Below are 24,272 nucleotides of genomic sequence, written 5' to 3'. Positions count from 1 at the left end.
TTTTCAACGGCGTTTGTAGGGGTTGTGTCCCTTGCGCTTGAAGCGTTGATGCAGCCAGAAGTACTGGGCCGGGTCCTCGGCCACGACCTGCTCGATGATGCCGTTGATGCGCTCGGCATCGGCCCGGTCGTCGCCGCTTGGGAAATGGTCCAGCGGCGGCTTGACGATCAGTCGATAGCCGTCGCCATCGGCTCGTCGCAGCGTGAAGAAAGGCACGACAGTCGCACGACTGATGCGTGCCAGACGGCTTATGGCCGAGTGGGTGCGCGCCGGCTGGCCGAAGAAATCCACGAGCACGCTCAAGCGCCGATCGCCCTTCTGATCGCCCGCATACCAGACGGCTTCGCGTCGTTTGAGCGCGGCCAGCAGAGACACCACGTCATCATCGGGAATGCTCGCGCCGCCGATGTGCGCTTCGCGGCGCGTACGCATCACATGATCGACGACCGGATCGTGAGGGGCTTTGTACATGGCCGTGGTGGTATAGCCCAGTTCGCGCAGAAACGGTTTGGCCATGCGCACGCCCAGCTCCAGCGAGGTGAAATGGGCCGACAGAAGAATGATGCCCCGGCCCCGGGTAGCGGCCGCTTCCAGGTGTTCAAAGCCCTCAATATGCGTCAGTCGATCGACCTTGGACTGGCGACCCCACCAGCAGATGCCGGTCTCAAGTGCACCTTTGCCCACCGAACGGAAATGCGCTCGAAGCAGGCTCTGACGCTCGTCTTCGTCCATTTCCGGATAAGCGAGCTTCAGGTTGATACGCGCCACGCGCCGTCTCTCACCGATCACATGATAGGCGATATCGCCGAGCCAACTGCCCAGTGCCATTTGAAGCCGATAGGGCAGCTGGCTCAATAGCCAGCCGAGGCCCATGAGCAACCAGCTCGGCCAGAAGCGCGCAGCGGTAAGCGAGCTTGGTTTGGCGGACGAATCAGACACGGAGCGCAGCCGGCGTCGGCCGGATTGGAATCATGGGCACGGCATTGATGCAAATGGGGCCTGTCGGCGCTACCCAGCAGCCGACAGGATTTGTATGATGCGGCAATTGCACTCCTTGCGAAAGCCGCGAATGCTGCCCATTCCCTGTTTCGAAGCCGCGCGCGTGCTGGTGGTCGGCGACGTCATGCTCGATCGCTACTGGTATGGCGACACTGGCCGGATCTCGCCGGAAGCGCCGGTGCCGGTGGTGCGGATCGGTCGTGAAGAGCGTCGGCTGGGTGGGGCGGCCAACGTGGCCCTGAACCTGGCTCGGGTGGGCGCGCGAACGCGTCTGATCGGCGTAGTGGGGCGTGACGAGCCGGCCGCGGCGGCGCGTCGTCTGCTTACCGATGCCGGTGTGGCGACCGAGTTCATCGAAAGTCCGGCGCATCCGACCATCGCCAAACTGCGGGTGCTCAGCCGCAATCAGCAGCTGATCCGGCTGGACTTCGAAGAGTCGTTCGCACACGCCGGCGCCTTCGATGGCCCGGCATTGGCTGAGGCCTTCGAGGCCGCATTGACCGATACCGATGTCGTCATTTGTTCCGACTACGGCAAGGGCACGTTAGCCGGCGTGGAGCAATTCATCGCCGCCGCCCGCGCGGCGGGCGTGCCCGTACTGGTTGATCCCAAGGGTGGCGACTGGCAGCGGTACCGCGGGGCCACGCTCATTACGCCCAATCTTCATGAATTCGAAAGCGTCGCCGGGCCGATCGGTGACGACGGTGAACTCGAGCGGCGCGCCGAAGTGCTGCGCACCCATCTGGAGATCGATCATCTGCTGGTGACCCGTAGCGAGAAGGGCATGAGCCTGTTTTCGGCCGAGTCGCACCTGCACCTGCCGGCCCAGGCCCAGGAGGTGTTCGATGTCACCGGCGCCGGCGATACGGTGATCGCGATACTGGCTGCCGGCCTGGGGGCCGGAGTGGCCGTCGGCGAGGCGGCCGCAATCGCCAATCTTGCCGCGAGCATAGTGGTAGCCAAGCTGGGTACGGCCACCGTCTCGCCGGCCGAGCTCGAACGCGCCGCACGGGTCGGTCGCGGGCAGCGGCACGGTGTGGTCGACGAGGAGCAGCTGGCCGGCCTGGTGGCCGAAGCTCGCGCGCACGGTGATCGCGTGGTGATGACCAATGGTTGTTTCGATCTGTTGCACCCGGGCCATATCGCCTATCTGGAAGCGGCCCGCGCACTCGGCGACTGGCTGATCGTGGCGGTCAACGACGATGCGTCGGTCAAACGACTCAAAGGGTCGAGCCGGCCGGTCAACGATCTGGACCACCGCATGCAGGTACTGCGCGGCTTGAGTTCGGTCGACTGGGTGGTCCCGTTTTCGGAAGACACGCCGGAGCGTCTGATCTGCCGGCTGTGTCCTGACATTCTCGTCAAGGGCGGAGACTACCGGCCGGACCAGGTGGCCGGCGGCGCCTGTGTCATCGACGCTGGCGGTGAAGTCCGTATTCTCGATTTCGTCGAGGGTTTTTCCACCACGGCGATCATCGACCGGCTCAACAGCCCGGACCGTATCGGCTGATATGGTCTGGCGCGCGATCTATTGTCTAGCCACCTGGCTGGTTCTGCCGTTCGTTTTTGCCTATTTTTACTGGCGCAGCCGGCGTGAGCCCGGCTATGCAGGCGATTGGGGCGAACGATTGGGTTATATCGCGGAGCAGCCGGGGGCTCCGATCTGGGTGCATGCCGCTTCGGTCGGCGAGGTGCTGCTGATCGCGCCGTTCGTGCGCGCGCTGCGCGAACAGCATCCGCGGGTGCCGATCCTGATCACGACCATGACGCCGACCGGGCGTGCGCAGGCACGCGAGCGCTTCGGGGACGACGGCGTTCGCTATGCGTATCTACCGTTGGACACGATGGGCGCTACTCGGCGTTTTCTCCGTCGCGCCGCGCCGCGAGTCGGCCTGTTGGCCGAAACCGAGTTATGGCCCAATCTGGTGGCCGCTTCCGAGCGCGCTCGGGTGCCACTCGGGTTGCTCAATGCAAGCCTGTCGCGGCGTTCGGCCGCGCGCTATCAGCGCCTGGGCGTCGCTGCAATCATGCGCTTCATGCTCAGCCGGATTGCCGTAATCGCCGCGGCACACGAGGTGCATGCAGAACGGTTCTTATCGCTCGGAGCCAACCCCGATAGCGTCCACGTCACCGGCAACCTGAAATACGACGTATCCGACATGGAGTCGATCACCCGGCGGGGCCAGGCGCTACGCGAGCAGTGGGGCGCGCTCGAGCGGCCGGTCTGGGTCGCGGCCAGCACCCATGCCGGAGAAGAGCGGTTGCTCATCGAAACCTTCGACCGCCTGCTGCAGACGCACGGTGATGCGCTGCTGGTGATTGCGCCGCGTCATCCGCAGCGTTTCGAGGCCGTGGCACAGATCCTCAGCGGCAGCGGCTATCGGGTGGCCCGTCGCAGCCGCGGGGAGGCTGTCAACGAGGCGACCGATATCGTGTTCGCCGACACGCTGGGCGAGGTGCCGATGTTCTATGCGGCGGCGGATATGGTCTTCGTCGGCGGCAGTCTGTTACCCGGCGTCGGCGGCCACAATGTGATCGAGGCCGCGGCCCTGGGCCGCCCGCTGTGCGTGGGCGCGCATATCGAAGAGTGGCGCGAGGTCATAGAGGCACTGGCGGAAGCCGGTGCGGCGGTCGTGTGTGACACCCCGTCTGCGCTCGCGGCCTGTCTCAGAGCCTGGATCGACGATAGCGGCTCGCGTGAACGGGCCGGGCAGGCAGCCGCCGAGATCGCCTCCACACATCGCGGCGGGCTGCTGCGTTCGCTGGCGCTGGTGCGGCCTCTGATCGTCGGGTAGCGGCCGTCCGACCGGAAAAGATCTGATTGATACGTCAGCAATTAGTCGCGCAGCGTACCGGTGGAGATTCTCGGCCAGCGGTACGACTCATGTCGAGTCTGTGGTGCCCTACCGAGCGTTCCAGTGAGGCTTCAAGCGCGATGCGGCGGGGCTTTGCGGCCCGCGCGAGCACGGACCCGGTTCCGGGATTTGTCTCAAATCTAGGCCGCCCGCACGTGTTGCAAGTGGCGGAACAGATTTGGTTCTGTCTTCACAGCACTATCGGAATATGAAACGCTGGCTGTCGATGCAATCTGCTGACTAGGGGGAATTCATGGCTATTGGTGTCTGGATCAGCCTGCTGATCTATTTCGGATTGATGATCGGCATTGGCTTCTATGCCTGGCGCAAGTCCACCGCATCGTCCGAGGAATACATGTTGGGCGGGCGACAGCTCAGCCCGGCGGTCGCTGCGTTGTCGGCCGGCGCGTCCGATATGAGCGGCTGGCTACTGCTCGGCCTGCCCGGTGCGCTGTATGCGTCCGGCCTGGTGGAGGCCTGGATCGGCATCGGCCTGTTCGTAGGGGCGTTGGTTAACTGGATCGTGGTGGCTCCGCGGCTGCGCGAGCAGACCGAACGCTATGACAACAGCCTCACGATTCCCCAGTTCCTGTCGAATCGCTTTCCGAGCAAGGCCATGGCGCTGCGAACCGTGTCGGCGATCATCATCGTGGTGTTCTTCTCGGTATATACCGCATCCGGTTTGGTGGCCGGCGGCAAGCTCGTTCAGAGTGCGTTCGGCGAGGTCGTCAATATCGGTTCGTTCAGCGACTACTCGGTAGGTGTGTGGGGCACGCTCGCGGTAGTGCTGGCCTACACCGTGGTGGGCGGTTTCCTGGCCGTCAGCCTGACTGACTTCTGCCAGGGCGTGATCATGATGTTGGCGCTGATTATCATGCCGGCCGTGGTCTTGTTCGGCAGCGGCGGCGGCGGTTACGCCCAGGCCTCCGAGACGCTTGCTCAGGTCGATCCGAACTTCCTTTCATTGACCAACGGGCTGACGATCATCGGGTTTCTATCCGCGGTGACCTGGGGGCTGGGGTATTTCGGGCAGCCGCATATCATCGTTCGGTTCATGGCCATCCGTTCGGTGTCCCAGGTATCGACCGCACGCAATATCGGCATGACCTGGATGGGCATTTCTCTGATCGGGGCGGTGTCGCTCGGTGTGTTCGGACGTGCCTATGCAGTGCGTAACGGCCTGAACGTCGAAGACTCCGAGACCATCTTCATCGTGCTGGCGGATCTGTTGTTCAATCCGTTCGTCACCGGCTTTCTCTATGCGGCACTGCTGGCAGCGGTCATGAGTACGATCTCCAGCCAGTTGCTGGTGGCGTCTTCTTCGCTGACCGAGGATTTCTACCGTCTGTTTCTGCGTAAGGACGCCTCGGAGAGTGAAAGCGTGCTGATCGGGCGAGTCAGCGTACTCATCGTGGGTATCGTTGCAGCGTTCATCGCCAGCGACCCGAATTCGCAGGTGCTCGGCCTGGTCAGTAATGCCTGGGCCGGGTTCGGCGCGGCGTTCGGACCGTTGATCATTCTCTCGCTGGTCTGGCCGCGCATGTCCGGTGCCGGCGCTGTCGCCGGCCTGGTGGCCGGAGCGGTCACCGTTATCGCCTGGATCGCGTTGGGTTGGAACAGCGGCTTCCTCGGTGGCCCCGGGGTCTACGAGATCATTCCCGGGTTTATCGTGGCCTGGCTTGCGATCTATGTCGTGAGTTTGGCGACCCAGTCGACCGGCGAATATCGCGCGCTCGAGACCAACTGATCGCAGGCGAGACCGCCGAGCCCCGCTACGGGCCGACGTAGTGGGGCTCGCATCCCGCCGGGGCATCGATTGTCGAAGTGCTCATTTCGAAGAGTATTTTGCCAAGAGGCTGTGCGCGCTGCGCACGGGCTTGTACCGGCGTTTACCGCAGGCTGCGCCTACCGGTCGCGGTTCCTGGTGATATCGGGTCCCTTTCGCCTCGCGCTAGACAGAAGTCTGCCCGGATCGCAATATCCAGGCGGGGCTCATCGAATCTGAGGCGGGCGTTTCAAGCACACGGCCAGATGACGCACACATGGCATGGCATGGCATGGCTGTCAGCAACGTAGCGTCGGGTAGCTAGGCTGAGCGGCGTGGTGCGCTTCCGCGGTTCGCGGTTGTCCGGCTCATTTCCGATCCAAGGCGGGTTCGTCTCGATCCGCGACGCCGCGCGCGCCGATCGGAGTCGACCGGCGCGACGCGGAGCGAGCCGTCTTATCCTGCGTAGCGCTGCGGTTCCGGGGTGACGAGCGAATGCGTGGATGGCTCGTCTTCTTCCAGGGACATCAGCGAGGCGTTGCCCCCGGCAGCGGTGGTATCTCGGCTGACGGCACGCTCGGTGGCAAAACGATGGAGATAGTGTGGCCCGCCCGCCTTCGGGCCGGTACCGGATAGCCCTTCGCCACCAAACGGATGTACGCCTACCACGGCGCCGATCATGTTGCGGTTGACGTAGGCATTACCCACCTTGATACGACGCAGGACCCGTTCGACCGTGGTATCGATACGGCTGTGGATGCCGAACGTCAGTCCGTAGCCGAGGCCGTTGATATCCTCGACGACCTGATCGAGTTCGTCGGCCTCGAAGCGAATCACGTGAACAATCGGCCCGAACTGCTCGTCGCCAAGCTGTTCGATACGCTCGAGTGCCAGAGCACGGGGGGCAAAGAATGTGCCTCGACGAGCCGCTTCGCCCAACCGACACGAATAGACGGTTTCCAGTGTTTCGCCGGCTTTTTCGGCATAGGCGGTCAACCCATCGCGTGCTTCGGCATCAATGACCGGGGTGACATCGGTGGCCAGATTCCACGGATCGCCGATAGACAGTTCCGCCATCGCGCCGGATAGCATCGTCAGCAGCGTATCGGCGATATCGTTCTGTACGTAGAGCACTCGCAGAGCAGAACAGCGCTGCCCGGCACTCTGGAAGCCCGATTTGATCACATCGGCCACCACCTGCTCGATCAGCGCTGAGGAGTCGACGATCATGGCGTTCTGACCGCCGGTTTCGGCGATCAGCGGAATCAGCGGGCCGTCGCGTTCGGCCAGCGTCTTGTTGATCGCCTTGGCGGTGGCCAGTGACCCGGTGAACGCCACGCCGCTAACACGGGCATCGGCGACCAGCTTCGCGCCCACGCTCGGGCCATCGCCCGGCAACAGATGCAACACGTCGGTCGGGATGCCGGCTTCGTGCATCAATTCGACGGCGCGCGCGCCAATCAGACAGGTTTGCTCTGCCGGTTTGGCGATCACTGCATTGCCCGCGGCCAGGGCTGCGGTGACCTGGCCGGTGAAGATGGCGAGTGGGAAATTCCACGGACAGATGCACACGAATACGCCGCGACCGTCCAGACGATACGTATTGCGTTCACCGGTCGGGCCGGGCAGCACTTTCTCTCCATCGAATTCGTCTTCGACCTGGCAGGCGTAGTAGCGACAGAAATCGACGGCCTCTCGAACCTCGGCAATTCCGTCGGGAATATGCTTGCCGGCTTCGCGGGCGCAAAGTGCCACGAGTTCGGCGGTGTGGCTTTCCAGCAGATCGGCGTAACGACGCAGACAGGCAGCCCGCTCGCGTCCGGGCGTGGCGCTCCAGCGATCGGCGGCACCGGCGGCGGCGGCCAGCGCGGCGTCGATATCGGCCGGCGTGGCCCAGCTGACGTCGCCCACGGTGCGTTGGCCATCGGCGGGCGAATATACCGGCTGTGTCTGCCGTCTGTCGTCGTCGCGATCTTTGGATGCGGGCGTCTTGCCATTGATCAGCGGCGCGGCGCGCCAGACCTTGGCATCGGCTTCGCGCATGCCCTTGGCCAGCGCGTCGAGTTCGCGGATGTCGGTCAGTTCGACGCCGCGTGCATTCGGCCGCCGTTCACCGTACAGATCGTGTGGCAGCGGAATTTTCGGGTGCGTGGCCGACTCCTGCCGCTCGGCCAAGGCGACCGGGTCGGCGACGATATCCTCGACGGGTTCGCTTTCGTCGACCAGACGATTCACGAACGAACTGTTCGCACCGTTCTCAAGCAGTCGGCGTACGAGATAGGCGAGCAGATCCTCGTGTGCGCCAACCGGCGCATAGATACGGCAGGCGGCCTGCTGCTCCCCTTTTTCGACGATCTGTTCATAGAGCGCTTCGCCCATTCCGTGCAGGCGCTGAAATTCGTAGTCGCTACGCTCGCCGACCATCTCTCGGATGTACGACAGGGTATGTGCGTTATGCGTGGCGAACTGCCCGTAGAACACATCCGAATGATCGAGGATTCGGCGTGCACAGGCCAAAAACGATACGTCGGTGTTGGTCTTGCGCGTGAACACCGGGTAGCCGTCCACGCCGGCTTCCTGAGCCCGCTTGATTTCGGTATCCCAGTAGGCGCCCTTGACCAGCCGGATCATGATGCGTCGCTCGTGACGGCGTCCCAGGTCGGCGAGCCACTCGATCACATCGAGCGCACGCTTCTGGTAGGCCTGCACGGCCAGGCCCAGACCTTGCCAGTTTGCGAGATCGGCCTCCTGCGACACACAGGCAAATAGCTCCAGCGATAAATCGAGCCGGCCGGCTTCTTCGGCGTCGATCGTCAGGTTGATGTTCTTTTCCGCGGCCAGGCGCGCCAGCCGCAGCAACCTAGGGAGCAATTCTTTGTGAACACGCTCCCGGTGGGCAAGTTCGTAGCGCGCGTGCAGGGCCGATAGCTTCACCGATACGCCCGGTGACTTTTCCGGTCCGAGATTCTTGCTCGCGCGTCCGCATTCCTCGATCGCGTGGTAATAATCGTCGAAGTATCGCTGTGCGTCCTTGTCCGTTCGCGCGGCTTCCCCGAGCATGTCGTAGGAATAGGTATAGCCGCGTTTCTCCAGCGACCGCGCGTTGGAGATCGCCTCCTCGATGGTACGGCCCATCACGAACTGTTTGCCCATGATCCGCATGGCCTGGCTGACCGCCTGACGGATGAACGGTTCACCGCTGCGCTTGACCATGCGTTGCAGCACCGTTCGGAAATTCCGCTGTGGCGCGTCGTCATATCGCAGGATGCGGCCAGTCAGCATGAGCCCCCAGGTCGATGCATTGACGAACCACGATTTGGACTCGCCGAGGTGCGATTCCCAGTTCGAGCCGCCGATCTTGTCGTCGATCAGACGGTCGACGGTCCGGTCGTCGGGTATTCGCAGCAACGCCTCGGCCAGGCACATGAGCACCACGCCTTCCTGGCTGGACAGCTCATACTCGTGCATGAACGCATCGATGCCGCTGCCATGCGCATTCTTGTCACGTACGGCCTGAACCAGTTTGCCGGCGCGTGTTTCGATACGCCGGCTGGTCGCGCGCTCGACGCGTGCGATCTCGATCAGACGGGCGAGCTGGGTAGACTCGTCGCAGCGGTAATTGTCGAGCACGCCACGGTAGGCGGCTTCGTCGATCTGGCTGGGGCGGGAATAATCCATGGCTGAGCGATCGTGGGATTCGAAGGCAATCTAGCGTGCGAGCAAGGTGGGTGTCGAACCCGTCCGGTCCGTCGATCGCTGTGACCGTGCTCGCAGTGTTCTGGCTATGCCCGCGGCATTGCAGTGGCAACCGACTGTCACGACATGAATCTATCGCCGGATCAAGTGATTGGCCGTCGAATCCTTAGACGGCTCGGGCGTGTAGAGAATCCGGTGCCGCCCAGCCGCTCGTTTACACGGTGTCCAGGCCACGCTCGGGCACGAGGCAGACGCGCGCACCGGTTATCCGGTATGCGATCGGCTGGCGGCGTTGGCGGTGTGTTTGCGGGTTGTCGACCGATGCCGCGCATCAGCGCAGGGAGAGCCGGCTGATTGATCGCCAGCCCTGTGGCCGTACCTGCTGCCTTTGGGGCCGTATGCAGAAAACAATGCGGACACGACCGAGAGTGCTTGTATGGCGATCGCTGACGATAACGATGCCGGCGCTTGAATGACGGCCGTTTGCATGCGGAATTCGGCCGAAGGTTCGATTGTTTGCTGTCGTGCTCACAATGCCGGAGTCCTCGAGCCGGTCGCTCGTGCCCGAGTAACGGCTCGGCCGTTTTCGCCAATCGCTATCGGTCGTACGGTCGGAATTTCCGGCTAAAGACCGTGCCAGGAAGGCCGATAGCACGGACTACACGGGGGCAATTCAGCGATATGTCCGCATTAATGCGTATTGCAATACCATATCGATTCGACGGGTCGCCCTATAATCCGTTGGGTAACGCAAGGACGTAGCCGGCCGGGAGACGGCACGACGAGCGTTCCAGTTCATTGATCATCAGTTAACGAAAAAGGCAAAGCAGTCGAAAGGCTGCGACGCAAAGCCACGGGCCTAAAGCGCAATGTCACGCGCCATGGCAGCCGGGTTGCCGTTGGCGCGAGCCACACGGCGAGATTCATTCGCAATCCCGTTCCGGTGGTTGGCGCCTGCTTGCGGCCTGCATCGGAACACCTGCCAAACGTGGTTCCGATGATGAAATGGCTTGACTTGAAACGTATGTGTGTCGTGCTCGTTCTGAGCGCCGTCGTCGCCGGCTGTGGCGGAGGCGGCGGAGGCGGTAGCAGCAGCAACGGGAGCGGCCAGACGGCCTCCGCGGCACCCAGCGACTCGATCGAAAACGGCGATGATTCGGCCGAGCCGGATCCATCCGACGACGGCGTCACCGGGCCCGATGTCCCGGCGCCGGTGCCAGTCCAGGTTGGCGAGTCGATCACGACGGTATCGCTGAATTCCATGGCGTCCATGAAGGCTCGCCGAGCGGCCTCGCCGACGTCTGCGACGTTCGGCCAGATCTTCGCCGAAGGCGATGTGCCCGAGGGCCATACGGTCGTAGCGCTATCTGACGGCGAGCGGGTACCGATGCAGGTCGATGTCAAGGCGCGCTGGGCGGACGGCTCGCTACGACATGCCGTGATGACGGTGGCCGTCGACGGTGCCTCCCGCTTGACACTGCATGCCGCTAAGTCGGAATCCGAGAACGTGAGCGCGCGTTCGTCTTCTGTGACTCTATCGGATTTGCTGGGCACGGCATTCGATGCTCGCCTGACGATCAGAATGGGGGGTAAGTCCTACCAGGCGAGCGCGCGTGATGCCTTGAGCAACATCGCCCAGACCGGCGTTTGTCCGGCTTGGGGAACGCGCGACTGCAGACAGTGGCTCCAGGGTCCGCTCGTGTCCGAGTGGATCGTGCCGGCCGCGCTTAGCGCAGGGTCTCGCAGCGCAGCCGGCCTGCAGGTCTATTTCCATGTTCGTGCCTACGGCGACGGCAACGGCACGATAGAGAACGTACGGGTCGATACGGTTATCGAGAACGCACTCGCCTACGCCGCCGACCCTGCCAACAGACGCTACGAGGCCACGATCGAAGTCGGTGACAGCAAATATTCGACTGACGGCATCGTTCATTACCGGCAGGCGCGGTGGCACCGTGTGCTCTGGACGAACGGGGCGCCTGCGCTGTTCGTGACCCAGAACATGGAATATCTGCAGTCCAGCCATGCTATTTCGAACTACGCGAACCTGACGCCCAGCGAGTCGTTGCTCAACGGCGTACGCCAGCAGGTTTCGCCCATGAGTCACGGTGATCAGACGCAGACCATGGGCAATACCGGCGCGCAACCGGCGATCGGGCCATTGCCACGCTGGACCTCGACGTACGTGGTCTCAGGTGATCGACGGGCATACAACTGGATGCTTGCGAACGACGATGCCGCGTCCAGTTACAGCATTCACTATCGCGATGAGGCGACCGGCCGGCCGCTCAAGATCACGGATCATCCGTATGTGACGATCGCCGGTTATCGGCATGCCTCCAGCGCAAGCAACGCCGATTATCGGCGCGACCTCTTGCCCGCCTGTACCAGCGACTGTGATTCGAAGCTGTCTTTCGACATTGCTCACCATCCGTCGATCGGCTATGTCGCTTATCTGGTATCGGGCGACTATTACTTTCTTGAAGAGATGCAGTTTGTGGCGTCGTACGTCGAGCTCTGGGGCAACGCCAAATACCGAGACTTCCAGAACGGACGGTTGATCGGGGCTCAGGGCCAGATGCGCGGTCAGGCATGGGCGTTGCGCAGCATCTCGGACGCGGCCTTTGCCACCCCGGACGACGATCCGATGAAGGCGTACTTCGTCGATCAGATCAATTCGATCGTATCCGATTATCTGGCGACCTATGTCGACGACGATTCCAGCAATCCGCTGCACGTGATCGACGACTACGGGGTCGTCATCTATCCGCTCAACGGCCAGGCGCGCGTAGGCGTCGGCCCATGGCAGGCGGATTTCTTCCTGTGGGCGGTGGGCCATGCGGCCGAGCAACAGGTATCGGGCGCCCGCGAATTGCAGCACTGGCTGGCCAAGTTCCAGACCGGTCGCATGCTCGGTTGGAAGGACGAGCCGAAAGAGGGCTTCTGCTGGCTCCAAGCCTCGGCGTACGCGCTGCAGATCAGGGCGTCCCAGAACGCGCCCATGTTCAAGGACATGAGAACAGTGTATCGGCAGAGCCTGCCGCAGCTACGCGGCTTGAAATGCAACGGGCAGCCAATGGTCAACGCCATGAGCACGAGCGCGCGAAACTTTCAGGTCGGAGAAATGCAGGGGTACGCCGACTCTCCGACCGGGTTTCCCTCGAATCTGCAGATCGGCCTGGCCATGGCGACCGACTCCGGGATTGAAGGGGGCGCCGAAGCCTGGAAGGTCTTCGACACGCGGACCGTCAAGCCAAACTATCGTGACTATCCGAACTTTGCGGTGGTCCCTCGGAGCGTTCGGTAGGCGCCGGATGATTGCGCGTAAATCGGATACAGGTAGACTCTTGCGCAATATTTCGTATTCGCTGTGCTCCAATGCCTGTACGTGTTGATCTGATCGCTGCGGCGCGACCCAATTTCATGAAGGTCGCGCCGCTTTTCCATGTGCTGTCCCAGCAGGACTGGTGCACGGTCCGGCTGGTGCACACGGGCCAGCACTATGACGCCAACATGTCGGACTCCTTTTTCCGGGATTTCAGTCTTCCGACGCCGGATATTCATTTGGAGATCGGCAGTGGAAGCCACGCCGAGCAGACCGGCCGCGTGATGATCGCCTATGAGCAGGTGCTGCAAGAGCAGCCGGCCGATTGGACGATCGTGGTGGGCGATGTGAACTCGACGTTCGCCTGTGCGATGGCCGCCGTCAAACTCGGTATTCGCGTGGCGCATCTCGAAGCGGGATTGCGCAGCCGCGACCGGACCATGCCGGAAGAGATCAACCGTCTGGCTACCGATGCGATCGTGGATCTGCTCTGGACGCCGTCTTCCGACGCCGATGACAATCTCCTGGCCGAAGGCGTGGCGCGCGACAAGATCGATTTCGTGGGCAATATCATGCTCGATTCGTTCGAGCTCGTACGCGAGCGTATTGCCGGGGCCGGCACGCAGGACAAGCTGGGGCTGTCGTTGTCCCGCTATGGGATCGTGACGCTGCATCGGCCCTCGAACGTCGACGACCCGTCAACATTGCGCTCGCTGGTCGAACAACTGGTTGACGTGTCGGAGCGTCTTCCATTGGTGTTTGCTGTGCACCCGCGTACGCGGGCCCGCCTGGAGGCCGCCGGCCTGCTTGAAACACTCGAGCACACGCCGGGCGTGCACCTTATCGAGCCGCAGGGATACATCGATTTCATGAATCTTGTCACCGGGGCCTCGTTGGCGATCACCGACTCCGGCGGGATCCAGGAGGAGACGACCTATCTCGGCATTCCCTGTCTGACACTGCGGCGCAACACCGAACGTCCGATTACCTTGACAGAAGGTACGAATCGACTGTTGTCGCCGACCGAACTGTCGGCTGCGGTAGACGCTGTTCTGGCAGAAGGTCTGAACGCCGACCGTCCGCGGCCGCAGCTCTGGGACGGGCAGGCGGCAGGCCGTATTGCCGATAGTCTCAGAAAGCACGCGCTCGCCTGAATCGCTTCGCCAGCGAGCGCTTATTGGCCCGCCGTTTTCAACGCGTGTCGGTTAATCTGACACTACGAATCATCGAGCTTTTCGCGCACGGTAGACTGCGGGCTCCTGGCCAACTGCAAATCCTTGATACCGGCGGTCATTGTGATCGAGGCCGCTGCGCCAACATAGATTTGGCGTGAAATTTGCTACCCTGTCTGCAGATGATTCGCTCACATAATGCGCAGAGGTCACAGATGTTTTCAGCTCGCCTCACCAAACGTTTTGCCGCCGGTGTTCTGCTGGCGCTCGCGTCGCTCGGTGTCTCGGGTATCGCGATGGCACAGGACAGCGCGCCGGCCGTCGGTGCCGACTACCTGACTTATAACGGTCAACCTTCGACCAGCGGTTACCAAGGCAATGGCAACAACGGTGTCGGTATGTATCGACAGACCATCGGCGTGCCGGAGCCGTCTTCGCTGATCATGTTGTTCGCCGGCGCTTCGCTGGTGTTCCTGGTCTATCGCCGCCGCCGTCAGCAGCTGCTGGAGCGCGACCAAGCCTGATATGGCCAGTCGCCGGCGCTAAGCCGATCGAAGCCGCCGTACGTTCCTGCGTACGGCGGCTTTTTTTATGCGAGGGGATTCTAACCGTGTCGGCCTTGAGTGAAGTGAAAGGCGAGCCAGCTAGCGCGGGCTGATGATCCGTCGACAATGTGTCGGGTTAATTGACAAATAAATCCCACTCGCTAGTGAAGACCTTTTTGCCCAAAATAATCTTTTGTTAAACAGTCTCTTGCGAAGATAAAAATGTTGGCACCGCTCTTGCATCCCATTGAATTGAGACGACACATGGCGATTGGCGATGTGCGTACCAATTTATAACGGAGACGATTGATGAGCATTCGGCGTATTACTGTCAGCGCGATCGCAGCCACGGTGTTCTATGCCGCGGTGAGCGTGTCTGCTTCGGCAGGAACTATTAACTTCGATCAGCGCGACAGCGGTGCCACGGGCGGTCTGAGCTATGACGGCAACGGTGGTGCTCTGGTAGGTAAGGACATCACGTTTAGCTTCGTGTCCTCGCCGAGCAACAGCACCGTCACCTGCAGTGGCTGCTTGTTGAACTTCACGACCGGCAACAACATCACCGAAGGCAACGGTACCGGCTCCTCCTGGACATTCGGCACCGGCGGTTCTTTCGAACTGACGGGTAGTGTGGTCGACGGCAGCACGACGCTCGCCAGCGGCTCGTTGCTGTCCGGGCAGTTCGTCGGTAATCAGGTGTTCTCGCGTGCCGGCAACAAGTCGGGCGCGTTCGTCGGCAGTGGTTCGAACACGGTTGCCGCCGGCCTGGCTCAGTATTTCGGTATCGATCCGAATTCCGAGTTCATGTTCCTGACCACCAACTTTAGTCTGGGTAACCTGACCTTCAACGGCGCGCACGGCTTCAATGGTGACGTCGACGCGGCCGACCTGGCTACGACCACAAACGTGCCGGAGCCGCAGGAACTGGCCATGTTCGGTCTGGGTATCGCGCTGCTCGTCGGCGGGATGGCTTTCCGCCGCAAGAGCGGTGGCAGCGACCTGATCGGCTAATTGGCCGAACAAACTCCGGCGCTCTGCCCAAGCGGCAGAGCGGCGTAGTTCACACTTGAACGGTGTGGGATAAAGGCGGCGCCTTCGGGCGCCGCCTTTTTTTGTCGGAAAAGATTACAATCCTGCCCAACAGACAGAGTTGCCCGTGTAGAATGACGCCACCAAGCGTGGCCGTTACCGCTAAAGCGCTACGGGTTCTGAAGTGCGCCGTGCCGATAACAAACCGTTTCGGGCGATGTAACGGGCCACCCGGGTGGTTTCGCGCCAGTCTCGCCGGAACTCGAACTCGTTAGTGATCGTCAGCGTGATTCGCATGGCGGTGGGGGTAGGATGAACACGCTGCGGATCTTTAATCACTATGTACACGTCAAGTACATTGGCCTCGGGTTCGTGCATCTGGCCTGGCTCACCGCGTCGGTCTATCTGGCCGCGGAAGTCCGCTTTATGGGTCAGGACGCGCCGCTGACCCGCGATTACTGGGTGCTGTTGCCTAAAGCGTTCTTTTTTGCCGCAGCAGTCATGATCTGCCTTTATGCGATGGGCCTGTACCGGCCTCAGCGCGAGAACCGACACGTGCCCGTGCTCGTACGTGTCGTCGCGGGCGTTTTTCTGGCGACCTTTGGAGCGATTCTGGCCTATTACGCCATGCCCGGGCTTTACCTGGGTCGCGGCGTGTTGTCTTTATCGCTGGTCTTCGCGCTGTTCGGGCTGTGCGCGTTGCAGCTGGCCTTTTACATACAGTTCGACCAGCGTTCCACGCCGTGGCGCGTGCTGTTCTATGGTGCGGGCGACAACGCGGCTTCGATTCTGGCTTATATGCGTCGACGCAGCGATCACACGTTGTTCCAGCTGGTCGGGTGCATGCTCGCGCCGGGTGAGCAGCCGCAGGTCGCAGACCATCTGCTCATCAAGACCGAGCAGAATATCGCCGATTACGCCCGTTCTCATCGCATAAACGAAATCGTGGTGACGATGGACGACCGCCGGAACCATTTTCCGGCGGACGATCTCATCACCTGTCGCATCTCGGGCATCAACATCGTCGACACGCTGAGTTTTTACGAGCGCCAAACGGGCAAGGTGAAGACGGAGCTGCTGCAACCGAGCTGGATCATCTTCTCGCATGGGTTCCGACGCAGCTTTTTCCAGGATGCACTCAAGCGGGTGCTGGATTTCACCGTCGCCTTGGTCATGCTCGTGTTGTTGTCGCCGATCATGCTGGCAACGGCCATCGCTATTTTCGTCGAAGACGGTTTCGGCAGTCCGGTGTTTTTTCGCCAGCGCAGGGTGGGCCAGAACGGCGAGGACTACACCATCTTCAAGTTCCGCAGCATGCGAACAGACGCCGAGGCGTCGGGCGTGCCGCAATGGGCGAGTGAAAACGATACGCGCGTCACTCGGGTGGGCGAGAAGATTCGCAAATATCGGATCGATGAATTGCCGCAGTTTCTAAACGTGTTGCGAGGTGACATGAGCCTGGTCGGCCCGAGGCCCGAAAGACCGGAGTTCGTTGCCCAGCTGGCCGAAAGCCTGCCTTATTACCGCGTACGCGAGTGCGTCAAGCCGGGCATCACGGGCTGGGCTCAGTTGGGGTATCCGTACGGCGCCTCGGAAGAAGATGCCAACGGCAAACTGCAGCTGGATCTCTACTACGTCAAGAATCGGAGCATCTTTCTGGATATGTTGATCCTGGTGAACACCGTCGAAGTGGTGCTGTTTCGCAAGGGTGGACGGTAGCGCTATCGTGATTCGGGCGTTCGCCAGGTGCCGACCATGTTTCCGAGTCTGACGCCGACCGACCTGTGGCTGTTGTCGAACACGGCCGCCGCAGTGGCGTATGCGGTCGCGACGCTACTCGTGCTGGCAATCGAGCGTCAGCACGCGGCCATGCGTCTGTTGCTGGTCGCCTGCGGGCTGAATACGCTCTGGTTCACGTTGCTCACGCTCGCGCCGATCATCGGGCTGACCGCGCCGGCGCTCGACCTCGCTGAAACCGTACGGACCGCGTTCTGGGTTGCGCTGGCTGCCTGGCTCGTGCCGCCGGGCGCGGTGCCGGCCAGCCGACGGCGACTGCAGGTCGTAGCGGTCGTGCTTCCGGTGCTCAGCGGCCTGTATCTACTCTGGCGCGTCGTTTCGACCTACGGCGTGGCCGACGCCAGCACGCCGCACAGCACGATATTCGCTGCATGCATCTGCCTGATCACGCTCTGGGGTCTGATGTTGCTCGAACAGACCTGGCGGGTGTCGTCTACCGATGCGCGCTGGGGGATGAAGTATCTTTGTCTGGCCATCGCGACGGTGCTGGGCTACGACTTTCTGATGTATTCGTTCGCATTGGTTAACAGTTATATCGACGCAAGCGTCTGGGACGCACGCGGCGCCGTGAACACATTGGCCGCGCCGTTGATCGTGGTGTCGGCCCTGCGCAATGCGAGTTGGTCGGCGCGATTGGGCGTGTCACACCGCGCGGTATTCAGTACTGGGGTCATGCTGTCCGCCGGTATCTATCTCCTGGCAATGGTCGCCGGCAGTTACTACCTGCGCCACTTCGGCGGCGATTGGGCGGATGTGGCAGCGGTCTTGTTTCTGGCGGCTGCCACGCTCGGGCTGATGATTCTGTTGCTCTCGGGGCAGGTCCGCGCGTATCTGCGCGTGTTCATCAACAAGCATCTTTTTCACTACACCTACGATTACCGCGAGGAATGGCTTGCCTTGATGCGGCGGCTGAGTCAGCGTCAACCGGGCGTGGATGCGTACGGGCGGGCGGTGCGTGCAGTCGCTGCGCCGTTTCAAAGTACCGGAGGCGCGGTATGGGTCCGGCGCGACGAGGCGTACGTATGTGCCGCTGCATGGAATCTGCCGGATGCTGCAGAAATCGTGGTCCCGGCCGATAGTGACCTGATCGCGTATCTGCACGAGCACGAGTGGATCATCGAGTTGGCAGATGCAGATGGCAAGCCGCGGCTCGACGCGCCGTCGCTCACGTTGCCGGAATGGTTGGTGGGACTGGATCGAGGGCAGCTGCTCATGCCACTGCCGACCGAGGATCGTCTGCTGGGTTTTCTCGTGCTCAGCGCGCCGCGTGTACCGATGCGGCTTGGCTGGGAGGAGATCGACCTGCTCAAGACGCTGGGCCGCCAGATCGGTGTATTTCTCGACCAACAGGAGAGCAATCTCGCGCTGGCCGAGGCACGCCAGTTCGAAGCGTTCAACCGGCTGACGGCTTTTCTGATGCACGATTTGAAAAACATCGCCGGCCAGCAATCGCTCATGCTGCAGAATGCCGGACGGCACCGACACAATCCCGCGTTCGTGGACGACATGATTCTCACGATCGAGAATTCCGTCGACCGGATGCGACAGCTGCTGGATCAGCTGCAACGCGTATCCTCGGATGCGCGACCGCCTCAGAGAGTCGTTGTGCGGCCGCTTCTGGATGCGCTGATTACCGAGCTCGCGGTGAGTGAGCCGGCGCCGAAAATTGGCCAGGCGGCCGATGCCGTGGTCTGCGTCGACCCCGAGCGGCTTCGGATGGTCCTCAGGCATCTGATAAAGAACGGCCAGGACGCCACGTCGGCCGGGGGCGAGGTCACGATCGACCTGGTCGCGGACGAGCAGTGGGTGCGAATCAATATCGTTGACGATGGGGAAGGTATGACGCAGGTGTTTGTACGGGAATCGCTGTTCAAGCCTTTTTTCAGCACGCGTGCCGCCCGTGGCATGGGGATCGGCGCATTCCAGGCCCGTGAATTCGCCCGCGATGCGGGCGGCGATGTCGAAGTGCAGACGGCGCCGGGCGAAGGCACCCGCTTTTCTCTCATTCTGCCGCGTGCGGCGGGTATGGAGGTTGACCAGTGAAGGCGGCACGAGAACGTCTGCTCATCGTCGAAGACGATCCGGGCCTGGTGCGGCAGCTGCGTTGGGCATTCGATCGCTACGAGCTTGTATTTGCCGGCGATCGTGAGGAGGCGCTTGCCCATGTCCGTCGACACGAACCACAGGTCGTGCTGCTGGATCTGGGGCTGCCGCCGGCGGCAGACGGCGTGGATGAAGGGCTGAAGACGCTTTCCGAAACGCTGCGACTGGCGCCCGCGACCAAGGTAATCGTGGTCACTGGCAACGGCGACGAAAGCAACGCGCTCAAGTCGGTCTCCATGGGCGCCTACGACTTCTACCAGAAGCCGGTCGATACCGACGTTCTGGATCTGATCATCTCACGCGCATTTCATATCTGGCACCTGGAGACCGCCAACCGCTCGCTCGAGAAGGGGCGTGCGCCCCTGGACGGGTTGATCGCGGCCAGCGATGTGATGCTCAAGGTCGTACGGCAGATAGAGAAAGTCGCACCGACGAATGCGAGCGTTCTGTTGCTTGGCGATACGGGTTCCGGCAAGGAGGTGCTCGCGCGTGCGCTGCACAGGCTCAGTCCCCGGGCCGACCGCCGGTTCGTGGCGATCAACTGTGCGGCGATTCCCGAGCACTTGCTCGAAAGCGAGCTGTTCGGCTACGAGAAAGGCGCATTCACCGGCGCCAATCGGCAGACGCCGGGCAAGGTCGAGGTGGCCGACGGCGGCACGCTCTTTCTTGACGAAATCGGTGACATGACCGGGGCGTTGCAGGCCAAGCTCCTGCGCTTCCTACAGGAGCGTGTCGTCGAGCGCGTCGGTGGGCGCAGCGAGATACCGGTAGATATCCGGGTCATCTGTGCCACGCACCGCAATCTGCGCGAAATGATCGGCGACGGTGGATTTCGCGAGGATCTTTATTATCGAATCGCTGAGATCACCATCGATATTCCGGCGCTGGCCGAGCGCGAAGGCGATGCCATCGCCATGGCGAAAGCGTTTTTCGAGCGAGCGGCAAAGGACCACGGGAAGGCGCTTCGCGGTTTCGCACCCGAGGCTCTGGCGGCGATCGCAGCCCATCCATGGCCCGGAAACGTGCGCGAACTCGAACATCGAGTCAATCGGGCTGTCATTATGGCAGACGACAAGGTCGTTACTGCGTCCGATCTGGGGCTGGCCGAGCCGGCCAGTGATACCGGCGAGCTAAAACTCAACCTGAGGGAAGTCCGCGACAACGCCGAACGCCAGGCCATCGAGAAGAGTTTGTCGATCGCCGAGGGGAACGTATCAAAAGCGGCGCGTCTGCTCGGTATCTCGCGGCCAGCGCTCTACGATCTGATGAAAAAACACGAAATACAGACGGCCTAGACGAGTCGTCACGGAAAAACCATGGGCATGTTCAAATTATTCGATCGACTTATCGGTGCAGTGCGCGTCTCGCCGTCGCTGGCCGTTCGGCTGACGATGCTGGGCGTTCTGGTCGCGTTAACTGGCTGTGGATCGGACCAGTCGCCCGCCGACCGCCAGGCGTTGGCACAGCAGAGTCTGGCATCGGGGAATTATCGGGAAGCCGAGATACGGCTCAAGAGCGTGCTTCGCGAACAGCCCGACAACGCCGAGGCATGGCGCATGCTCGGCCAAACATCGCTGGCGACCTATCGATACGCCGATGCGTCCCATCAGTTCGAGCGGGCACGTCAAGCCGGCGACGGTTCGACAGACACTCAGCTGAATCTCGCGAGAGCCATGGTTGGCGACGGCCAGTTCCAGCCTGCGCTCGACCTGCTGGCCGACCTCTCCGGAATGGCGGATAGCCATCAAGCTGCTGCACAAGTGCTCCGCGGCGAGGCGTTGGCGGGACTCGAGCGGCCCGACGACGCGGCCCAAGCCTATGCAGCCGCGCTGGAAGCCGATCCGAACTCGACCGAGGCGCTACTCGGGCAGGCCTCTCTCGCGGCCGGTCACGAGCAGCCGGAGAAGGCCCAAAGGCTGCTCGAACGCGCGGCGCAGACAGCGCCTGACGATATGCGCGTCGTTGCCGCGCAGGCGCGGCTGAGCTACGAACAGAACGGCTGCGACCAAGCCGTGGGCGGCTTCGAAAAGGCGCTGGGCGCGAGCAGCGCGTTGAGCCCTGCCGAGCAGTATCGTCTGCGTCTGTTCCTGTCCGACTGCCAGATTCGACTGGATCGTCTGGATGCCGCTCAGGACAATGTCTCCCGCCTGGCCAAGGCCACGCCGGATAGCGCATTCGTCAATTACCTTCAGGCGCTGATCCATATCCGCCGTGCCGACTATGACGCTGCGGCGCAGTCGCTCGAGCGCGTGCTCAATGTTGCACCGGACAATGTCCGAAGCCTGACGCTGCTGGCATGGGTCAATATCGTGCGCAACGATCCCGCAACAGCGCAGCAGTATCTGGGTCGAGTCCTGGCACAGTCGCCGGCTGATATCAACGCGCTGCGATTGCAGACGGGGCTGTATCTCCAGCAGGAGCAGCCTCAGCAGGCACTGAGCATGTTGGAAGACGTCTACCAGGACAATGCAGACGCGCCGGGCCTGCGGCCATTGATCGCCGCGGTCCAGGCCCGTCTGAAGCCGGCTGCGGAAGGTGACGCGTCGGGTGCGCCCGCGGCTGCCGACGACAAGGCGTTGCAGATCGATCTGGTCGAAGCGCTGCTTCAGCAAGGCAACGGTGGCGCTGCGGCCGCGGTATTGGACAAGATCGAGCCGGCCGATGCCGAGCAAAAGGAGAAGGTGGCCCGATTGCGCGTTCAGATCGCTCTGGCCAACGGCGATCGTGACCAGGCCGTCGAGTCGGCCGAGGCGCTGGCGAAGGCTTACCCGGACAGCTCGGACGCGCAGCGGGTGCTCGCCCGCGTCTATGCCGCCGACGGCCGCGTAGACGCGGCCAAACAACGTCTAGAAGCGTTTCGGCGTGGTCATTCTTCAGATATGGATGTGGTACAGGATCTGGCGGCGTTGCAGCTTCGTACCGGCCGAGCCGATCAGGCGGTGGCTCTGCTGGCCCCGATTCATGACGATCGTCCCGATGACGATACGGTGGTCCGGCTGCTTGCCGCCGCCTATGCGCAGGCCGGGCAGCCAGCGCAGGCTATTTCTCTGCTCGAAGCCACCAACCGGGCCCGGCCGGGCGATCTGGATATCGCCACGACGTTGGTCCGTGCATACATAAGCTTCGGTGAGCCGGCCAAGGCAGCGGTCCTAGCCGGCGCGTTGTCTGAAGACCGTCCGGACAATCACGCCTTGCTCAGGCTATACGGCGTGGCACAGCTGGCTGATGGACAGGCCGATCAGGCGTTGTCTACGCTGGAGCGAGCGGCTCGGCAGGCCGGCGATGATTCGTCGTATCAGCTGGATCTGGCCCAGGCGCAGATGGCCAGCGGCCACGACGCCGATGCGGTCAAAACGCTCCAGCCGCTCGTCGACCGCACACCCCCCGTAGGTGCGGCCATACGATTACTGGCCATGGCGCAGGCCGGCGCGGGTGATTTGGAGGCTGCACTGGCAACCGCCGATCGGCTGGCCGAACCGGCGAGTCAGGCCGACGCCGATCGTCTGGGCGGGGACGTGCTGGCATCGATCGAACGCTTCCAGCAGGCGGCTGAGCGCTATGCCAAAGCTTATGCGGCCGCGCCCGATGCGGGGCTAGCCATTGCGTTGTTCGATGCTAGACGTCGGGCCAATGCCGAGGCGCCGGCCGAGGCGCTGTCCGATTGGCTTAAACGGGCCCCGGACGATACCCGTGTTCGTCTACTGCGTGCCCAATGGCGCCAGTCCGAGAATGAGCAAAGCCAAGCGGCCGACGACTATCGGCAGGTGCTCGAGCGCGCTCCGGATAATGCGGTCGCTCTGAATAACCTAGCGCTCATCTATCAGGATCAGAATGATCCGCGCGCCACCGATCTGGCGCGTCGGGCGCTGAAGCTGTCTCCCGACAATGCAAACATCCAGGATACGGCCGGTTGGATCTTGGTGAATACCGGCCAGGAAGCGGAGGGTATCGAGCTGTTGAACAAGGCCGTCTCGGCCGATAACCCTTCCGAGACGGCGCGCTACCACCTGGCCGTAGCGTTGAGTCGAAGCGACGACGATAGCCAGCGCGCGCGGGCGCGCCAGATTCTGGTGGAATTGCTGGCCGGCGATGAAGAGTTTGTCGAGCGAAAGCAAGCGAGCGAACTCCTGGAGAGTCTCAATGAGGTTACGGGCGAGCCGTCGAGCTAGTGCGGATATCGAATTCGGCCGCCGTTCAGTTGGGTTGGCGATATAATGTAAGTTACGCATCGAGCCGGACGCCGGCTTGTCCTTGACATCGGATAATAGAAAAAATGGCGGAACACGGGTCGCGAAATGCGGTCGGACAATGTGCGTAGGGGCCCGTGTTTCTTAACGTTCTAGCTTTTAAATTTTGCAGGGGTTCTGTCGTGTATCGAAATCGTTTCGGGTCTGTCGTGCTGGGCGGTATTCTCCTTCTGGTTCTGCTGCTTGCCGGGTGCGCCAGCGCTCCGCCTTCCGCGGTCGATTCTGCTCCCGCCGACAGTACGTACCGAATTGGTCCCGGGGACGGTCTGCGCATTTTCGTTCGCGACAATCCGGATCTTTCGCTTACCGTGCCGGTTCGCCCTGATGGCGAGATTTCCATGCCGCTGGTCGAGAGCATGGTCGCGGCCGGCAAGACGCCCCCTCAGCTCGCCGATGATCTGGAGTCGGCGCTATCGACCTATGTGCGCGACCCCTATGTGACCGTGATCGTGACGAATTTCGTCGGCACCTATACCGACCAGATTCGTGTCGTCGGAGAAGCGGCTCGTCCCCAGTCGATGCCTTATCGCAACGGTATGACCTTGCTCGACGTCATGATCAACGTGGGCGGGCTGACCCAGTTCGCGGCCGGCAATCGGGCCAAGCTGGTCCGTCAGGACGATGGGGACGAGCATACTTACGGAATCGAGCTACAGAGTCTGCTGAACGGGGACATCAAACAGAACGTGCCTATGCACCCGGGTGATGTCGTGATCATCCCGCGGACCTACTTCTGATC

At 62.2% G+C, this 24,272-nt stretch carries 14 protein-coding genes and 1 riboswitch; of the genes, 12 read left to right on the top strand and 2 right to left on the bottom strand.

All coding sequences use genetic code 11. The annotated features are described in order from the left end of the window. Positions 1-3: 3 nt before the first annotated feature. On the bottom strand, positions 4-939 hold the full coding sequence (locus T31B1_RS10680) for a lysophospholipid acyltransferase family protein (protein ID WP_353249456.1): 936 nt from the start codon (positions 937-939) through the stop codon (positions 4-6). 130 nt (positions 940-1,069) lie between these two features. Here T31B1_RS10680 and hldE point away from each other — a divergent pair, with 130 nt between their 5' ends. From hldE to putP, 3 genes are all read left to right on the top strand, one after another. Further along, positions 1,070-2,509 carry a bifunctional D-glycero-beta-D-manno-heptose-7-phosphate kinase/D-glycero-beta-D-manno-heptose 1-phosphate adenylyltransferase HldE gene (gene hldE, locus T31B1_RS10675; RefSeq protein WP_353249455.1) on the top strand — a complete coding sequence of 480 codons (1,440 nt, stop codon included), beginning with the start codon at positions 1,070-1,072 and terminating at the stop codon, positions 2,507-2,509. 1 nt (position 2,510) lies between these two features. Continuing rightward, positions 2,511-3,794, top strand: a complete 1,284-nt coding sequence (gene waaA / locus T31B1_RS10670) for a lipid IV(A) 3-deoxy-D-manno-octulosonic acid transferase (RefSeq protein ID WP_353249454.1) — start codon at positions 2,511-2,513, stop codon at positions 3,792-3,794. A gap of 313 nt (positions 3,795-4,107) precedes the next feature. After that, positions 4,108-5,601, top strand: a complete 1,494-nt coding sequence (gene putP / locus T31B1_RS10665) for a sodium/proline symporter PutP (protein ID WP_353249453.1) — start codon at positions 4,108-4,110, stop codon at positions 5,599-5,601. A gap of 474 nt (positions 5,602-6,075) precedes the next feature. Here the strand turns inward: putP and putA are convergent, their stop codons facing one another. Beyond that, positions 6,076-9,297 (bottom strand): bifunctional proline dehydrogenase/L-glutamate gamma-semialdehyde dehydrogenase PutA, encoded by a 3,222-nt coding sequence (gene putA, locus T31B1_RS10660; RefSeq protein ID WP_353249452.1) that lies wholly within the window; start codon positions 9,295-9,297, stop codon positions 6,076-6,078. A gap of 828 nt (positions 9,298-10,125) precedes the next feature. Next, a riboswitch (cyclic di-GMP riboswitch) is annotated at positions 10,126-10,216 on the top strand. 96 nt (positions 10,217-10,312) lie between these two features. Here putA and T31B1_RS10655 point away from each other — a divergent pair. The 9 genes from T31B1_RS10655 (at position 10,313) to T31B1_RS10615 (ending at position 24,270) form a co-directional block, all read left to right on the top strand. Continuing rightward, positions 10,313-12,622, top strand: coding sequence for an RIFT barrel domain-containing protein (locus T31B1_RS10655; protein ID WP_353249451.1), 2,310 nt, complete (start codon positions 10,313-10,315; stop codon positions 12,620-12,622). Between the two features lie 71 nt (positions 12,623-12,693). After that, complete coding sequence (gene wecB / locus T31B1_RS10650) at positions 12,694-13,794, top strand: non-hydrolyzing UDP-N-acetylglucosamine 2-epimerase (protein ID WP_353249450.1); 1,101 nt, start codon at positions 12,694-12,696, stop codon at positions 13,792-13,794. Between the two features lie 233 nt (positions 13,795-14,027). Continuing rightward, on the top strand, positions 14,028-14,336 hold the full coding sequence (locus T31B1_RS10645) for a PEP-CTERM sorting domain-containing protein (protein ID WP_353249449.1): 309 nt from the start codon (positions 14,028-14,030) through the stop codon (positions 14,334-14,336). A 372-nt stretch (positions 14,337-14,708) separates the two neighbouring features. Beyond that, positions 14,709-15,368, top strand: a complete 660-nt coding sequence (locus tag T31B1_RS10640) for a PEP-CTERM sorting domain-containing protein (RefSeq protein WP_353249448.1) — start codon at positions 14,709-14,711, stop codon at positions 15,366-15,368. 330 nt (positions 15,369-15,698) lie between these two features. Then, on the top strand, positions 15,699-17,105 hold the full coding sequence (locus T31B1_RS10635; RefSeq protein ID WP_353249447.1) for a TIGR03013 family XrtA/PEP-CTERM system glycosyltransferase: 1,407 nt from the start codon (positions 15,699-15,701) through the stop codon (positions 17,103-17,105). 36 nt (positions 17,106-17,141) lie between these two features. Then, positions 17,142-19,226, top strand: a complete 2,085-nt coding sequence (prsK, locus tag T31B1_RS10630) for an XrtA/PEP-CTERM system histidine kinase PrsK (RefSeq protein WP_353249446.1) — start codon at positions 17,142-17,144, stop codon at positions 19,224-19,226. Beyond that, positions 19,223-20,581 (top strand): PEP-CTERM-box response regulator transcription factor, encoded by a 1,359-nt coding sequence (prsR, locus tag T31B1_RS10625; protein WP_353249445.1) that lies wholly within the window; start codon positions 19,223-19,225, stop codon positions 20,579-20,581. Before prsK ends, prsR begins: the two co-directional genes overlap by 4 nt. 27 nt (positions 20,582-20,608) lie before the next feature. Further along, a complete protein-coding gene (gene prsT / locus T31B1_RS10620) occupies positions 20,609-23,455 on the top strand; it encodes an XrtA/PEP-CTERM system TPR-repeat protein PrsT (RefSeq protein WP_353249444.1) in 2,847 nt (948 codons plus the stop codon). Positions 23,456-23,682: 227 nt separating this feature from the next. Beyond that, positions 23,683-24,270, top strand: coding sequence for an XrtA/PEP-CTERM system exopolysaccharide export protein (locus tag T31B1_RS10615; RefSeq protein WP_353249443.1), 588 nt, complete (start codon positions 23,683-23,685; stop codon positions 24,268-24,270). The last annotated feature ends 2 nt before the right edge of the window (positions 24,271-24,272 follow it).

The sequence above is a fragment of the Salinisphaera sp. T31B1 genome (assembly GCF_040361275.1).
GTDB lineage: Bacteria > Pseudomonadota > Gammaproteobacteria > Nevskiales > Salinisphaeraceae > Salinisphaera.
This window is presented reverse-complemented; position numbering and strand designations above follow the sequence as displayed.

Excerpts from the sequence above, each read along its gene's own strand:
- hldE (WP_353249455.1), top strand. The coding sequence starts at position 1,070 with ATGCTGCCCATTCCCTGTTTCGAAGCCGCGCGCGTGCTGGTGGTCGGC.
- prsK (WP_353249446.1), top strand. The coding sequence starts at position 17,142 with ATGTTTCCGAGTCTGACGCCGACCGACCTGTGGCTGTTGTCGAACACG.
- putP (WP_353249453.1), top strand. The coding sequence starts at position 4,108 with ATGGCTATTGGTGTCTGGATCAGCCTGCTGATCTATTTCGGATTGATG.
- T31B1_RS10655 (WP_353249451.1), top strand. The coding sequence starts at position 10,313 with ATGATGAAATGGCTTGACTTGAAACGTATGTGTGTCGTGCTCGTTCTG.
- T31B1_RS10645 (WP_353249449.1), top strand. The coding sequence starts at position 14,028 with ATGTTTTCAGCTCGCCTCACCAAACGTTTTGCCGCCGGTGTTCTGCTG.
- T31B1_RS10635 (WP_353249447.1), top strand. The coding sequence starts at position 15,699 with ATGAACACGCTGCGGATCTTTAATCACTATGTACACGTCAAGTACATT.
- waaA (WP_353249454.1), top strand. The coding sequence starts at position 2,511 with ATGGTCTGGCGCGCGATCTATTGTCTAGCCACCTGGCTGGTTCTGCCG.
- putA (WP_353249452.1), bottom strand. The coding sequence starts at position 9,297 with ATGGATTATTCCCGCCCCAGCCAGATCGACGAAGCCGCCTACCGTGGC.
- prsT (WP_353249444.1), top strand. The coding sequence starts at position 20,609 with ATGTTCAAATTATTCGATCGACTTATCGGTGCAGTGCGCGTCTCGCCG.
- wecB (WP_353249450.1), top strand. The coding sequence starts at position 12,694 with ATGCCTGTACGTGTTGATCTGATCGCTGCGGCGCGACCCAATTTCATG.